We start from the raw sequence: 13,734 nt of genomic DNA on the forward strand, positions 1-13,734 counted from the left end.
AGTAGGCTCTTGGCCCATGGGTCTGTCGAATGTGCTGCGAGGCGGTGACGTGCTGATGAGGGATCTGCGAGAGCTGACCCGGCGCCGTCACGTCGATCTCGTACGCGTCTCCAGCGCCCTCTGTCTGCGCACGGGCTGAACGCCGGGAATTTCCCTCCCCCCGTACCGTTCCGATCGGTACGGCTCCGCGATCATTGACGCCGTGTCCGTCGACGGCTTTCTTTTGCGGGCGCCCGCGGGGCGGGAATTGTCCTCCTTCTTTTGTCGCCCGCCCATGGTCGGCCCTTTTGTTTAACGAGATATTCATGAATCTCGTCCTCGCACCCCCTTCCCGAGGTGAATCCCGTGGCCACGATCCTCTCCGTGTCCGGCAGTCCGTCCCCCACGTCCCGTACCGCCCGGCTGCTCCGGCACCTGGACGGCCGTCTCACCGGCCAGGGGCACGACGTCGTGCCGCTCGACGTCCGGACGCTGCCCGCCGAGGCCCTGCTCGGGGCCGACTTCGGGCATCCGGCGATCGTCGGGGCCCGGCGGTTGTTCGAGGAGGCCGACGGGGTGGTGATAGGCACGCCCGTCTACAAGGCCGCGTACTCGGGGCTGCTGAAGACCCTGCTGGACCTGCTGCCGCAGTACGCGCTGGCCGGCAAGACCGTCCTGCCGCTGGCGACCGGCGGCACCACCGCGCACGTGCTCGCCATCGACTACGCGCTGCGGCCGGTGCTGTCCTCGATGGGGGCCGCGCACATCGTCCAGGGCTGGTTCGTCCTCGACCGGCACATCACCGTGCTGGACGAGGGGGGAGTGGTGGTGGACCCGGCGTCGCGGGAGGCGCTGGACCAGGTCGTGGACCAGTTCTCGCTGGCGCTGCGGGCGGGCCGGCGGCCGGTGGACGCGGAAGCGGAAGCGGAGGCGGAGGTGGAAGCCGCGCCGGCCGAGGCCGTCGCCGCCTGATGCCTCCCCGTTCTCCCCGTCCCGGCAGCCGCCGCTCGTACCGTTCCCGCCGCCGTACCGATTCCTGTTCCGATTCCCGTTCCGTCCGCTGACCCGTTTCTCCCCCGGAGGCCGTACCGTGACCGCACCCCAACCCCCCTCGCCGGCGCATGTGATCACCGGTGAGGCCGAGGCCCTCGCCGTGGCCGCCGAGCTGGCCGACGCCTTCCGGGCCGGTGCCGGGCGGCGGGACGCGGAGCGGGAGCTGCCGTACGCCGAGCTCGACCGGCTCTCGGCCTCCGGGCTCCTCGGCATCACCGTCCCCCGCTCCCACGGCGGCGCGGACGTCTCCGCCCGTACGCTCGCCGAGGTCTTCCGGCTGCTCGCCACCGGCGACGCGAGCCTCTCCCAGATCCCGCAGAACCACTTCGTGTACGTGAACGTGCTGCGCAGGCAGGGCAGTCCGGAGCAGCGGAAGTTCTTCTTCGGCGAGGTACTGGCGGGGCGGCGGTTCGGCAACGCGCAGTCCGAGCGCGGGACGAAGCACGTCCAGGACATCCGTACGCGACTGGTCCCCGAGGCCGACGGCTCGTACCGGCTGACGGGCGAGAAGCACTACTCCACCGGCGCGCTGTTCGCCGACTGGATCCCCGTCCTGGCCCGCGCCGAGGAGGACGCGCTGCACGTCGCGTACGTACCGAGGGACGCGCCCGGCGTGACCGTCGTCGACGACTGGGACGGGATGGGGCAGCGCACGACCGCGAGCGGGACGGTCCGGCTGGACGGCGTGGTCGTGCCGGCCGACCGGGTCGTACCGCACCACCTCACCTTCCAGGGGCCCCAACTGCACGGCGCGGTCGCGCAGTTGCTGCACGCGGCCATCGACGCGGGGATCGCGTCCGCCGCGCTCACGGAGTCGGCCGACTTCGTCCGTACGAAGAGCAGGCCGTGGTTCGAGAGCGGCTTCGAGAGCGCGGCGGAGGACCCCCTGCTGATCCAGCGGTTCGGCGAACTGTCGCTCCAGGTACGGGCCGCGGACGCCCTGCTCGTGGCGGCGGCCGGCGCGGTGGACACGGCCGCCGCCGACCTCACCGACGACACCGCCGCCGAGGCCTCCATCGCGGTGGCCGCGGCGAAGGTGCAGGCGGCGACGGCGGCGGTGGAGACGAGCAGCGCGCTGTTCGAGGTGGCGGGGACGCGGGCGGCGCTGGACAGCCTGAACCTGCACCGGTTCTGGCGCGACGCGCGCACGCACACGCTGCACGACCCGGTCCGCTGGAAGGTGCAGCACCTCGGCCGTTACGTCCTGAGCGGGACGCGGCCACCGCGCCACGGTCTGCTCTGAGGCCCGCCGGGCCCGGCCGAGGCCGCCGAGCGCGCCTCTCCCCCCTCCCCCTCCCCCCCCGTACTGCCCCTCCCGCTTGGGTACTTCGTCTTCTGGAGAGTTCCGTGAGTCTGACCTTCCACTGGTTCCTGCCCACCTACGGCGACAGCCGCCACGTCGTCGGCGGAGGCCACGGCCTGCCCGCGGGCGCGGCGGGCGGCCAGCGTCCCGCCGACCTCGGCTACCTCACCCAGATCGGCCGCGCGGCCGAGCAGTTGGGCTTCGTCGGGGCGCTCACCCCCACCGGCGCGTGGTGCGAGGACGCCTGGCTCACCACGGCGATGCTGGCGCGCGAGACGGAGCGGCTGAAGTTCCTGGTGGCCTTCCGGCCGGGGTTCGTGTCACCGACGCTGGCCGCGCAGATGGCCGCGACCTTCCAACGCCACGCGCCCGGGCGGCTGTTGCTCAACATCGTCACCGGCGGGGAGAGCCACGAGCAGCGCGCGTACGGGGACTTCCTCGACAAGGACGCCCGCTACGCGCGTACGGGCGAGTTCCTGTCGATCGTCCGCGACCTGTGGCGCGGCGAGACGGTGACGCTCAAGGGCGAGCATCTCCAGGTGGAGGAGGCGAAGTTGGCGCGCGTGCCGGACCCGGTGCCGCCGGTGTACTTCGGCGGCTCCTCCCCGGCCGCCGGGGTGGTCGCCGCGCGCCACAGCGACGTCTACCTGACCTGGGGCGAGCCGCCCGCGCAGGTGGCCGAGAAGATCGAGTGGATCCGGGGGCTGGCCGCGAAGGAGGGCCGTACCGTGCGGTTCGGCATCCGGCTGCACGTGATCACACGCGACACGGCGGACCAGGCGTGGGCCGAGGCGCGGCGGCTGCTGGAGGGGTTCTCGCCGGACGCGATCAAGGCCGTACAGGCGGGGCTGGCGCGCAGCGAGTCGGAGGGGCAGCGGCGGATGCTGGCCCTGCACGGCGGCAGCACGGACGGGCTGGAGATCTCGCCGAACCTGTGGGCGGGGATCGGTCTGGTACGGGGCGGGGCGGGGACGGCGCTGGTCGGCAGCCACACCGAGGTGGCCGAACGCATCGAGGAGTACAGCCGGTTGGGCATCGAGGAGTTCATCATGTCCGGCCATCCGCACGTGGAGGAGGCGTACTGGTTCGGCGAGGGCGTGCTGCCCCGGCTGGCCGAGGCGGGGCTGTGGACCCACCCGTCGGCGGCGGGCACGAGCGGCGCGGCGTCGGTGCCGTTCGCGGCGGAGGTGGGTCGCTGAGAGCGGGAAGCCCGGGCCGTGCCGGCCGCGGCCACGGGCGCCACCGTGGCCGCGGGCCGGCCCGTCGCGGATCACACCCAGCCACGCTCGCGGGCGCGCAGTGCGACCTGAAAGCGGTTGGAGGCGTCGAGTCGCCGCATGAGCGTCGCCACGTGCTTGCGATAGGTGCGTACGGAGATGCCGAGGTCGCGCGCGCCGATCTCGTCCTTGTCCGCCGAGTAGAGGGACTGGAGGACCTTGCGTTCGAGGGAGTTGACCAGATCGGTGCCCTCGTACGACGTCTCCTCGGACGAGGGCAGTTCCTGGGCGGCGTCCCACATGCGTTCGAAGAGGGAGACCAGGGCGACGACCAGGCCCTGGTTGCGGATGAGGATGGCCCCCTTGGCCGTGTGGCTGGGGTCGGTGGGCGCGAGCGCGGCGGACCGGTCGCAGATGAGTAACCGCTCGATGGGATTGCGGGAGACGCGGATCTGCGCTCCCTTGTCGATCAGTTCACGCGCGTAGCCGAGGGTCGTGTCGTCCTTGAGCGCGGCTTCGCCCAACAGCGTGCGCATGTGGACGCCGCGTCGCAGCACCCGTTCGTCGAGCGGCCGCGCCTGGGCTATGTGCGCCTCGCTCAGCACACCGCGTGGAACCGTTGCCAGCCTTTCGGTCCAGGTGAAGAAGGAGAGCTCGTCGATGGCGCTGCGTACGGCCTCCGTTCCTTCCAGGTGCTGGATCAGGTCACCCTGCTTGGAGGGTGTGCCGACCGGAGTGTCGCGTTCGGCCAGGAGGGAGTCGATGACCCCGCTCTCCGCCACGGTCTCCTCCAAGGTCTTGCGTCGCCGGTCCAACTCCGACATGACCAGGCTCTCCACGGCCTTGACGGGGGAGACCGGGTGCAGGGCGCCTCCCGTACCCGCCCTGACCAGGCCCAGTTCCGTCAGGTGATCGCAGACGGACGCCACACTCTCGGCGTCACGGTCCAGGAGGCAGGCCAAGCTCTCCTGCCGGTCGGCGCCTCGGCGCAGGAGGACTCGGTAGAGTCCCTCCTCCTCGGGGTCGACCCCCAGAAACCTCATGCTCGGCTCGTGCATCAGAGGATGCGGGTCGCGCGTCGGTGACAGCGGGCGGCATCGGGAACCTTCACAGTGCTCCATTCGTCATTATCGAACGTGAGTTCGAGTCCTGCGGGCGTGCAGTGCCTGCACCCCCCGGTAGCCGGAGGGTGCCGTTCCGTGATCTATCCAAGGCGATCGGAGGGCCGGCCGTCAAATGATCTGTGGTTTCGCCCTGGGGTGATCCAACGATCTGTGGTGGTGGTTAGGATGGGCCTCTCACCATCGGCCGAGAGGGACCATCCCCAAGTGACCGCAGACTCCCCGGACCAGTCCCCACCCTCGGTCCCATCGTTCAGCGACGTCCTCAACCTCCTGTTGAGGGCCCAGGCCAGGGCGCACCCCAACAGGCCCGGCGAGTTCATCGAACCCACGAACACCGAGATCGCCGACGCCATCAACGCGAAGCACGGCACCGGCACCATCACGAACGAGCACATCCGCAGGCTCCGCAACGGCCAGGTCAAGAGCCCGAGCGTCCAGATGGCGTCCGTACTCGCCGGCTTCTTCCAGCTCCCCCTCGACGTCTTCAACGCCACCGGCAGCGAGACGTCCAGGAAGGTGATGGAGGAGGTCCAGCGTTTCGTGGACGCCAGGCGGCAGAGCGAGAGCTCGGAGCCGCCGACCGTCGCCGTCCTGGCACGGACGACCCGCAGACTGTCTCCCCGCGGACAGGCCCGCGTCGTCCAGTACGCGGAACGGCTCCGTGAGCTGGAGGCGATGGAGAACGAGACCGGCCCCGCATAGCCCCCACACAAGGTATTCAGCTCCGTGATTCAATCCGCCCGGGACCGCAAGATCCGACAAGCGCTGGCCGGACTGTCCGTGCCGAACCCACTGACGGTCGATACCTTGTTCGCGGTGATGCGGGAGCGCTACCCGCGCCCGCTGGAGCTGTGGCGGGGTACGTCGCCCTTCCCCAGCCTTCACGCGAATGCCCTCTGGCTCACGCGCCCTGACCACGAGAGTGACGTTGTCTGGCTCGACCCGGCGCTCACCGGCGCCGCCGCCACCCACAGCCTGAGCCACGAGTTCGGGCATCAACTCATGGGCCACAAGCCCCTCGTGCTCCACCCGCCCGCGGGGACCGACGAGCCGGAGGCGTACCAGTTCCTCAGCTCCGACTTCCTCAGCGGCTGCCTCTTCGGCCGGGCCCGCTCGCACAGCGGGCCCCAGGACCCGGAGTACGTACGGATCGAGGACGAAGCCGAGGGCTTCGCCTACCTGTTGCGCCGCACCGCCGCGGAACGTGCCAGCGACACCCGGCATCACGATCCCCTGGTGGACCGGCTTCACCACAGCCTCTGACCTCCCCCCTCCCCCCCCCACTCCTGCCACGGGAAGCACGTGTCCACCAACGACTTGATCGACCTGTGCACCACCATCCCCCTGTGGTTGGTGGTCGCCGTCCGCTCCTACCAAGAATGGCGCGACCGCAAGAAGTCCCTCGATCCGGCCAAGACCAGTGGCAAGCGCGCGATCCTCGCGACCTTCGCGGCCCTGACGGTCGCCGCGACCCTGCGCCTGGCCTCCATCGAGGACGCCCTGATCAACGCGACGGGCATCAAAGACGCCGCGGTCCTGCCGAAGCACCTCGCCGTGATGGTCGCCTGCATCCTTCTGGTGGGCTGGGTCGAATCCGTCGTCCCGCCGCGCGAGAAGGAACCGGTCTGGCGCCGGTGGGTCGCCCTCAAGCCCCGCCTGGTCATCCTCATCACGGCCTGCGTCTGCGCGTCCGTGGTCTTCCCCTACGCGTCCCCCTCCGTCATCTCCCCCGACGGATCACGCGACTTCGCCTCCGCCCAGTACGGAGACGTCGCGGGCACGGTGCACCTGGCCCTCTACCTGCTGACCATGGGCGCCGCTCTCGCCCCCTCGGCCATCCTGTGTCTCACCGTCGCCCGCCGCACCGACGACCGGCTCCTGCGCCTCTGCATGCGGCTCATGGCCGCGGGTGCCGGAATCGGAGCCTTCTACCCCGTCTATCGCCTGTCGTTCCTCCTCTGCGGGTTCACCGGCTGGGAGTTCCCCCTCGACGAGGCGGAGTTCCAACGCGGTGGCGCCCTCATCCAGTTGGTGACGATCCTCCTGGTCATCGTCGGCAGCTCCGTGCGGGGGGCCGAACTCCTGCTGCGCGCGGTGCGCCAGCGCCGCGGGCTGATCGCCCTGCGCCCCCTGTGGGTGGAACTCGTCTCCGTACTCCCGCCGGACGTCATCCTCCGCCACCTCAAGAGGGGCACCTCCGACCGTGACGACCGATACCGGTTCCGCGACCTGTACGGCAGGCTCGACGAGCGGGTCGTCGACATCTCGGACGCCTGGTTCACGCTCCTGCCGTGGATCAGCGAGGACACCCGCGACCGGGCGCTCGAAATCGCCCATGACAGGGGCCTTCAGGGCGACGACGCGGACGCGGCCCGCGAAGCCATCACCCTGCGGGTCGCCCGGATGAAGTGCGTCGAGGGCGAGGACTACACCACCCAACCGGCCGGATTCCAGATGCCCATGTACAACGACCTGCTCGCCAACGCCTCATGGCTGGCCCGGGTCGCCCACCACTACACCTCGCCCCACCTGGTCGAAGCAGCCAACGCGCTCACCGACCCGCGGATCCCCAGGGAAGTCAGCGCATGAACGGCACCACCGAAGCCCCCGCCGGCTCGGAGAACCGAGCGGCACGCCTCGTCACCGAAGGCATGGAGCCACGCAACGTCATCATCCTGGTGAGCCTCGGCGTCGGGCTGGCCCAGCACGACGCGCTCGCCGGGGTCCTCTGGGCCGTCGAGGCCATCGTGTTCGCGGCCGTCATCCCCATGGCGTACATCAAGTACGGGATGCGCACGGGCAAGTGGGCCGACCGCCACGTCGGGCAGGTCCAGCGCCGGAAGCTGCTGATCCCCGTCATCATGGCGTCGGTCGCCACCGGCATCGCCGGCATGCTGGTCTTCCACGCCCCGCGCGCCATGGTCGCCCTGGTCTTCGCGATGCTCGCCACCCTCGCCGTCCTCCAGGTCCCCACCGCGGTCTGGACGTGGAAGATCAGCGTGCACACCGCCGTCGCCGGCGGCGCCCTCGCGATACTCGCGCTCACCTGGAACCCGTACGTCTGGTTCGCCTCCCCGCTCGTCGCCGTCATCGCCTGGTCCCGGATCTCCCTCCGTGACCACACCCTCGCCCAGACCCTCGCGGGAGCGGCCGCGGGCATCATCAGCGCCGGACTGGTCTTCGCCGCGCTCACCAGGTGACCGCGGACGACCCGCTTCCCGCCCCAGCGCGCCCGGTGACCTGAGGGGAACCGGGCGCTTCGCTGTTCTCCCATCCCCGGGTGCAGCTTTCTGCAGTCCCGCCTGCATCATGTTGCACCGATAATCCTTGTGCCCCCGACGATCTCTCTGGAAATATTGAAGACGTCAAGAAGCCGCGGACCGGGGGGAAAAGTGGAGTACTCAATACTGGTGCCATTCCTGCCGCGCCGGACGGAACAAGTACTTCCTTTTGCGGCGCTGGTCGAATGGACGGGGGCGGCCAGGCTCTGGCAGGGACAAAGCCTGCTGATGGAACCCTTCCAGACCTTTTCCGCGGTGGCGGGAGCGGGCTTTCGGGTTCCGACGGGGCTCGGGGTGACCCTGATGCCGCTGCGGCATCCGTTCGAGGCGGCCCACAAGGTCAAGACCCTGGCGATGGCGACCGGCAAGGACGTGGTGGCCGGCTTCGGACCGGGCGCGAAGACCTTCCAGCAGAGCCTGCTCGGCGCCCCGTACCGCAGCCAGCTCACGGCGGTCCGTGAGTACATGACGGTGGTACGGGGGCTGCTCGGCGGCGACCCGGTCGACTTCGACGGGACGTACTACTCCTGCCACGCGGGGATGGGGCCGGTCATGTCGCCTCCCGTGCGCCTCGGGCTCGGAGTGCTGCGCCCCGGCATGGCCCGCCTGGCGGGCGAGGTCGCCGACGTGGCGGTCACCTGGCTCACGCCGGCGGCCTACCTCGACGGCGTCGTCCGCCCCGCGATGCGGGAGGGGGCGGAGAGCGCCGGCCGGTCCGTGCCCCGGATCACCGCGATGGTGCCCGTGGCTCTCGAACGCGCCGACCGGGACGTCTCCGATTTCGTACTGGCCAGCAATTCCGCGCATATGCAGGCGCCGCACTACCTCGACATGCTCGGAAAGGCAGGCGTTGACCTGTCCGAGCTCGATCAGCGGGCGGCCGCACGGCGCATGGCGGAATCCGGCGCATTCCTTTTCGGGAACATCGACCAGATCGTCAAGGGCCTCGACGAATACCGAGATGCCGGGGTCGACGAAATCGTGCTGAATCTTACGGGCGTGTGCCGGCTCCACGGCGCGAATGCCGCAATGGACGACTTGAAGAAGATTCTCGCCGCGGTCGGCGCGGATCGGAGGGACTCCGGTGAATGAGGAACTGATCGCCCGCGTGGGGATCCATCTGCGCTCCTGGGTCACCGGCCGCCCGCTCGCCGGTGACACGCCGGGACCGGGGACCGCCACGGTGGTGCTGGAGGACGCGGCCTGCCTGGACGCGGTGCTCGGGTCCGACGTCGTGGGGCCGCGGACGCTCGTCCTCGCCCCGGGGGTACGGGACGGCATGGACGAGAGGTCCGGTGCCACCCTCGTGGGGTACGAGGGATCGCTGAGCGGTGCGGAGGGCGACGCGTCGATCGGTGACGTCCTGTTCCTCCAGATCCAGGATTACGGCGTCAGCCCGTACATGTCGCTGCTCGGCACGACGCTCGTGCGGATCGTGGGCGACACGGACTTCGAGACGTTCCTCGCGGACGCCGACGCCGCCCGGGAGGAGGGCAGGTTCGCCTCCTTCGCGGTCAGCCCCGCCGTACAGATCGCCGATCTTTCCGCACTCGGAGCCCATGTTCCCGGCGACGGACCGGGCACCAGGCTCTACATGGACCGGGACGGAGGAGTCTTCGTCTCGCCACAGGGGCTGCGGCTGGGTACCACGGGGGATCCAGCCGCAGCTCTCCGGTCGGCATGGCAACGCCTGGGCGCGGCAAGCGAGGTGAGCGGCGCGGTGCCGCTCGGCGCGGCGGTGTCGGAGGAGGTGCGCGGCCCCGCCGTGCGCCGAAGGCCCTGGCTCGCCCGCTACCTGGCCGCGCTGGACCTGCTGCGCGACCTCCAGACGCGCGGGATCACCGAGCCCAGGGTCTCCGGTTTCGGCCGTCGGCTCGTACCGGGGCTCGACGCGGTCGACAGCGTGCCGGAGGCCGACGACCCGGAGGCTCCGTTCCTCTGCTGGACGCCGGACAAGGCGTACGTCAGGGTCGCGGGTGTCGACCGGACCTTCCAACTCGGCCGGCGCGCGGCGGAGATCACGGAGATGCTGCTCGTGCTCGGCAGCGCCGAAGCCGTGGGTGACTACCTGGAGCGGAACGCCGCGCACGGGGAGAGCGGTCCGGTGGACCGCGCCGCGGTCGAGCGGGTCCTCGCGTTCTTCGCCGACAAGGGAGTCCTCCTGGTCGCGGACGCCCCCGTACTGGAGGCGACCGCATGACGACGACGACCACACGGACCGCGACCGTTCCGGGCCTGGCCGGCCAAGTCCTGGCCGGGTACGGAGACCGCGTCACGCTGCACGATCTGTACGACGAGGCGGGCGCCTCCGTCTATCACGACCTGGCGGCCGTCGACACGACCGAGATCAGGGAACTGCTGCGGTCCGCCCGCGCCGTACCCGGCCCGGTGCTGGAACTCGCCGCCGGCTCCGGCCGGCTGACGCTGCCCCTGCTCGCGCTGGGCCGGGAGGTCACCGCCCTGGAGCTCAAGGAGAGCATGGTGGCGCTGCTCCGGGAGCGGCTCACCGAGGCCCCGGCGGGCATCGGGAGACGCTGCACGGTGGTACGGGGAGACATGTCCGCGTTCGACCTCGGCGGCACCTACGCCGTGGTGGTGCTCGGCACCACGTCCGTCTCCCTGCTCGACGCCGGGGGCCGCGCCGGACTCTACGCGTCCGTACGGTCCCACCTCATGCCCGGCGGACGGTTCCTGCTCTCCACCGTCGACCTGACCGGCGGCGGCCCGGACGACCTGGACGTGGAGGCCATGGGGGCGAGCGGGCGGCGCTACCGGATGATCGAGAACTGGCCGGCCGGCCACGAGGTCCGCAAGGTCACCATCCTGCCGCCCGAACGCGAAGTGCCCGAGGACGGACCGGTCCTGGCACTCACCACGTCCATCCGGGTCCTTCCTCCCGACGACCTCACACGCGAACTGGCCGCTGCCGGACTGCGCGTCGTGGCCCGTCACGCGCTGCCCGCCGCCTCTCCCCGCCATACCGGTGTGCTGCTCGAAGCGGAGGCCGTCTGATGCCCACCGAACTCTGGCCCTCCCTGCTCGAACCGGCCCTGCACGGAGCCGACGACCTGTGCGCCGTGTCGGCGGACGGTGTCAGGATCCGCTTCCTGGACGGCCGTGAACTGCTCTGCGGTGTCAGCGGCCTGTGGAACGCGAATCTCGGCTACGGCAACGAGGCGATCGCCCAGGCCTGCGCGGACGCCCTGCGTGACGCCTCCTACCTGTCGGTCTTCCGCTACGAGAACGTCTACGCCCGGCGTGCCGCCAGGGCGCTGATCGAGGCGGCGGGCGCGGAGCACTACGGCAAGGTGGTCTTCTCGACCTCCGGCGGCGCCGCCAACGACCTGGTGATGAAGCTGGCCAGGCACTACCACGCACTGCGCGGCGACACCACGCGCAAGCTCGTGGTGGGCCTGCGCGACAGCTATCACGGCCTGACCTTCGGCGGGTTCGCGCTCACCGGCGAGCAGCTCGGCCAGTCCGTCTACGGCGTCGACCAGCGGCTCGTCCGCCATGTGACCCCCAACGTGGGCGAGGAGATCGACCGCCTGGCCGCCCAGCAGGGCGACCGGATCGCCGCGATGGTCGTGGAGCCCGTGCTCGGCAGCGGCGCGGTGCCCCTCACCCCCGACTACGTACGGACGCTGCTGGAACTCCGGGACCGGCACGGCTTCCTCCTCGTCGCCGACGAGGTCGCCACCGGCTTCGGCCGTACCGGTGACTTCTTCGCCTCGCAGCGGTGGCCGGCGCCACCGGATCTGCTGATCACATCGAAGGGGCTGACCAACGGCACCCAGGCCGCGGCGGCCGTGCTGATGCCCCAGGCGCTCGCCGAACCCTTCGAGACGGCCGGTGACGTGTTCGTCCACGGGGAGACCCAGGCCGGAACGCCCGTCACCTGCGCGGCGATCATCGCCACGCTGGAGGAGATGCGGCGGCTCGACGCGGTCGCCTCGGCACGACGCCTGTCGGCCCTGCTGGACACGGCACTGGAGCACCTGGTCGCCACCGAACCGCTGGTCTCGGCGACCACGGGTCTCGGCTGCTTCCGGTCGATCCGGCTGCGCACGCCGGAGGGGGACCCCCTGCCGCAGCACGAGGTGCCGCGGGTCGTCGCCGCGATCCGCGGGGCCGGCGCGGTGGTCCACCCCAGCGTCAACGGGGTGCAGATCCTCCCGGCGCTGACCTACACCGACGACGAACTCACCGAGCTTCTGGACCGCATACGCCGCGGGGTGCGGGCGCACGCCCAGGGCAGGACCGCCGCCGACCGTGAGACCGAGGCCGTCTGAATGGACGCCGTCTGGAATCTCAGCAACCGGCGCCTCACCCAGGTCGCCTACGGGATCGGCGGGCTGGCCCAGTGGCTGCCCCGCCACGAGGGACGGACCCTGACCCTGCTCGCGGACCCGGCCGTCGCCGACTCGGAGGCCGTGGACCAGGTGTCCGCGTGCGCGGCATGGGCGGGACGGTCGGTGGAGCGGCTGGTCCTGGACGGGCCCGGCACGCTGGAGAGCGTGACGGCACTGGGCGAACGGCTCAGGGGCGGCGACGTCGTCCTGGCGGTCGGCGGGGGAACGCTGCTCGACCAGGCCAAGCTGGCCGTCCTGATGAGCGCGGCCCCGGTGGTGCGCGAGCGGCTGGCCGTGCGGCAACGCGGTGGTCTGGTGCTGCTCCCGAGCGAGGCCGAGCCCCGCATCCCCTTGATCACCGTGCCGACCACGGTGGGGACCGGCAGTGAGCTGAGCGGCGGCGTCTGCCTCGCGGGACCGCACGGCAAACGCCTGGTGCTCGGCAACGGACTCCAGCCGGACCTGGCGGTGCTCGACCCCGTCTCCACCCGGACCCTGCCCGTGGAACTCCTCGCGGAGGGCGTCCTCGAAGTGTTCTTCCGGGTCGCCGGCATGTACGTGGGGGATCCGCAGGACCTCCCCTCGGAGGACGCCTTCGCCCTGACGCTCGTCGAGCGGCTGGTCGTCCTGGGAGCCGAACTGGCCTCCGTCCGGGGGGCCGGCGAAGCCCCGGGGGACCCGCTGCGCCTGGAGATCGCCAAGCTCAGCGGGGTGAGCCACAGCCAGTGGTTCAACCTCGGCCGCGATCCCTGCGCCTGCAAGGGCTGGTACCTGGCCAACGAGCTGTCCACCGGCCTCGGCCTGCGCAAGATGACGGCGGCCGCCGCGGTGCTGCCGCCCCTGTGGCGGCGGATCGCCGAGGGCGACACCCACTGGGGCAGCGCCCGACGGCTGCGACGCCTCTGGCGGTCCGTCACCTCGGTCCACCCGGCCCTGGCCGAGGACCCGGTCGAGGGGGTCACGCAACTGCTGGACGCCTGGCGGATCGGGCGCCGCGTCAGCGCGACCGAGGAGCGTACGGACCACATCGCCCGCGCCACGACGCGCGCGTGGGGTGACGGACTGCCCACCCTGGGCGCTCTCACCCTCGCCGACATCCGGCGGGTGCTGGCCGAGTCGGTCGAGCCGGCCGATTTGACCGAGCAAGCACGCCACACACCACAGACTTCCGCCGACATCCGTCGGCGGGTGGCCCACAACATCACAGAAGGGGGGGAACACCATGCAGACCACGACCAACAGCGCCGTGTCCGCACCGCTTGAGCTGGCTCTCCAGGAGCTGGACCAGCAGCTGGACATGCAGGAGCTGGAGGCGCTCGACGCCCCGGACTTCAGCTGGAGCGCGGCGCTCAGCGCCATCGGCGGCCTGAGCGCGGGAGGAGTCATCTCCTACGTCTCCATCGTCACCCTGGCGACCTGATCCAC

15 protein-coding genes are annotated in these 13,734 nt (G+C 71.0%); 14 read left to right on the plus strand and 1 reads right to left on the minus strand.

Annotation, left to right across the window (positions count from 1 at the left end):
- Nucleotides 1-16 precede the first annotated feature (16 nt).
- The 4 genes from HA039_RS34400 to HA039_RS17785 all read left to right on the plus strand — a co-directional run bounded on the left by HA039_RS34400 (nt 17) and on the right by HA039_RS17785 (nt 3,534).
- Entirely contained in the window at nt 17-139 is a 123-nt protein-coding gene (locus HA039_RS34400; RefSeq protein WP_279592844.1) for a putative leader peptide, read from the plus strand.
- Nucleotides 140-345: 206 nt separating this feature from the next.
- The gene (ssuE, locus tag HA039_RS17775; RefSeq protein WP_167030715.1) at nt 346-951 is read left to right on the plus strand and encodes an NADPH-dependent FMN reductase; all 606 of its coding nucleotides are present in this window, start codon (nt 346-348) and stop codon (nt 949-951) included.
- Between the two features lie 118 nt (nt 952-1,069).
- Nucleotides 1,070-2,275 (plus strand): SfnB family sulfur acquisition oxidoreductase, encoded by a 1,206-nt coding sequence (locus HA039_RS17780; protein WP_167030718.1) that lies wholly within the window; start codon nt 1,070-1,072, stop codon nt 2,273-2,275.
- Between the two features lie 104 nt (nt 2,276-2,379).
- On the plus strand, nt 2,380-3,534 hold the full coding sequence (locus HA039_RS17785; protein ID WP_167030721.1) for an LLM class flavin-dependent oxidoreductase: 1,155 nt from the start codon (nt 2,380-2,382) through the stop codon (nt 3,532-3,534).
- A gap of 71 nt (nt 3,535-3,605) precedes the next feature.
- On the opposite strand, the gene HA039_RS17790 is transcribed toward HA039_RS17785, so the two are convergent.
- Entirely contained in the window at nt 3,606-4,595 is a 990-nt protein-coding gene (locus HA039_RS17790; protein ID WP_167030724.1) for a response regulator transcription factor, read from the minus strand.
- 285 nt (nt 4,596-4,880) lie between these two features.
- On the opposite strand from HA039_RS17790, the gene HA039_RS17795 reads away from it, so the two are divergent.
- From HA039_RS17795 to HA039_RS17840, 10 genes are all read left to right on the plus strand, one after another.
- Complete coding sequence (locus tag HA039_RS17795; protein ID WP_167030728.1) at nt 4,881-5,378, plus strand: hypothetical protein; 498 nt, start codon at nt 4,881-4,883, stop codon at nt 5,376-5,378.
- A gap of 24 nt (nt 5,379-5,402) precedes the next feature.
- Nucleotides 5,403-5,939, plus strand: a complete 537-nt coding sequence (locus HA039_RS17800; RefSeq protein WP_167030731.1) for a hypothetical protein — start codon at nt 5,403-5,405, stop codon at nt 5,937-5,939.
- Between the two features lie 39 nt (nt 5,940-5,978).
- Nucleotides 5,979-7,265 carry an MAB_1171c family putative transporter gene (locus HA039_RS17805; protein ID WP_167030734.1) on the plus strand — a complete coding sequence of 429 codons (1,287 nt, stop codon included), beginning with the start codon at nt 5,979-5,981 and terminating at the stop codon, nt 7,263-7,265.
- On the plus strand, nt 7,262-7,876 hold the full coding sequence (locus tag HA039_RS17810) for a hypothetical protein (RefSeq protein WP_243869531.1): 615 nt from the start codon (nt 7,262-7,264) through the stop codon (nt 7,874-7,876). Before HA039_RS17805 ends, HA039_RS17810 begins: the two co-directional genes overlap by 4 nt.
- Before the next feature lie 204 nt (nt 7,877-8,080).
- Nucleotides 8,081-9,049, plus strand: coding sequence for an LLM class flavin-dependent oxidoreductase (locus tag HA039_RS17815; RefSeq protein WP_167037021.1), 969 nt, complete (start codon nt 8,081-8,083; stop codon nt 9,047-9,049).
- Complete coding sequence (mpaB, locus tag HA039_RS17820) at nt 9,042-10,157, plus strand: daptide biosynthesis RiPP recognition protein (RefSeq protein ID WP_167030737.1); 1,116 nt, start codon at nt 9,042-9,044, stop codon at nt 10,155-10,157. The genes HA039_RS17815 and mpaB overlap by 8 nt, the downstream gene beginning before the upstream one ends.
- Nucleotides 10,154-10,969, plus strand: a complete 816-nt coding sequence (mpaM, locus tag HA039_RS17825; protein WP_167030740.1) for a daptide-type RiPP biosynthesis methyltransferase — start codon at nt 10,154-10,156, stop codon at nt 10,967-10,969. Before mpaB ends, mpaM begins: the two co-directional genes overlap by 4 nt.
- Nucleotides 10,969-12,249, plus strand: coding sequence for a daptide-type RiPP biosynthesis aminotransferase (gene mpaD / locus HA039_RS17830; RefSeq protein WP_167030743.1), 1,281 nt, complete (start codon nt 10,969-10,971; stop codon nt 12,247-12,249). Before mpaM ends, mpaD begins: the two co-directional genes overlap by 1 nt.
- The gene (gene mpaC, locus HA039_RS17835; protein WP_167030746.1) at nt 12,250-13,572 is read left to right on the plus strand and encodes a daptide-type RiPP biosynthesis dehydogenase; all 1,323 of its coding nucleotides are present in this window, start codon (nt 12,250-12,252) and stop codon (nt 13,570-13,572) included.
- Complete coding sequence (locus tag HA039_RS17840; RefSeq protein WP_167030749.1) at nt 13,556-13,729, plus strand: daptide-type RiPP; 174 nt, start codon at nt 13,556-13,558, stop codon at nt 13,727-13,729. Before mpaC ends, HA039_RS17840 begins: the two co-directional genes overlap by 17 nt.
- Nucleotides 13,730-13,734: the final 5 nt, after the last annotated feature.

The sequence above is a fragment of the Streptomyces liangshanensis genome, assembly GCF_011694815.1.
In the GTDB taxonomy this organism is placed as follows: domain Bacteria; phylum Actinomycetota; class Actinomycetes; order Streptomycetales; family Streptomycetaceae; genus Streptomyces; species Streptomyces liangshanensis.

Bases quoted from the DNA above. Each gene is read 5' to 3' on its own strand.
- mpaD (WP_167030743.1), top strand. From the start codon at position 10,969: ATGCCCACCGAACTCTGGCCCTCCCTGCTCGAACCGGCCCTGCACGGA.
- mpaC (WP_167030746.1), top strand. From the start codon at position 12,250: ATGGACGCCGTCTGGAATCTCAGCAACCGGCGCCTCACCCAGGTCGCC.
- mpaM (WP_167030740.1), top strand. From the start codon at position 10,154: ATGACGACGACGACCACACGGACCGCGACCGTTCCGGGCCTGGCCGGC.
- HA039_RS34400 (WP_279592844.1), top strand. From the start codon at position 17: ATGGGTCTGTCGAATGTGCTGCGAGGCGGTGACGTGCTGATGAGGGAT.
- HA039_RS17810 (WP_243869531.1), top strand. From the start codon at position 7,262: ATGAACGGCACCACCGAAGCCCCCGCCGGCTCGGAGAACCGAGCGGCA.
- HA039_RS17790 (WP_167030724.1), bottom strand. From the start codon at position 4,595: ATGAGGTTTCTGGGGGTCGACCCCGAGGAGGAGGGACTCTACCGAGTC.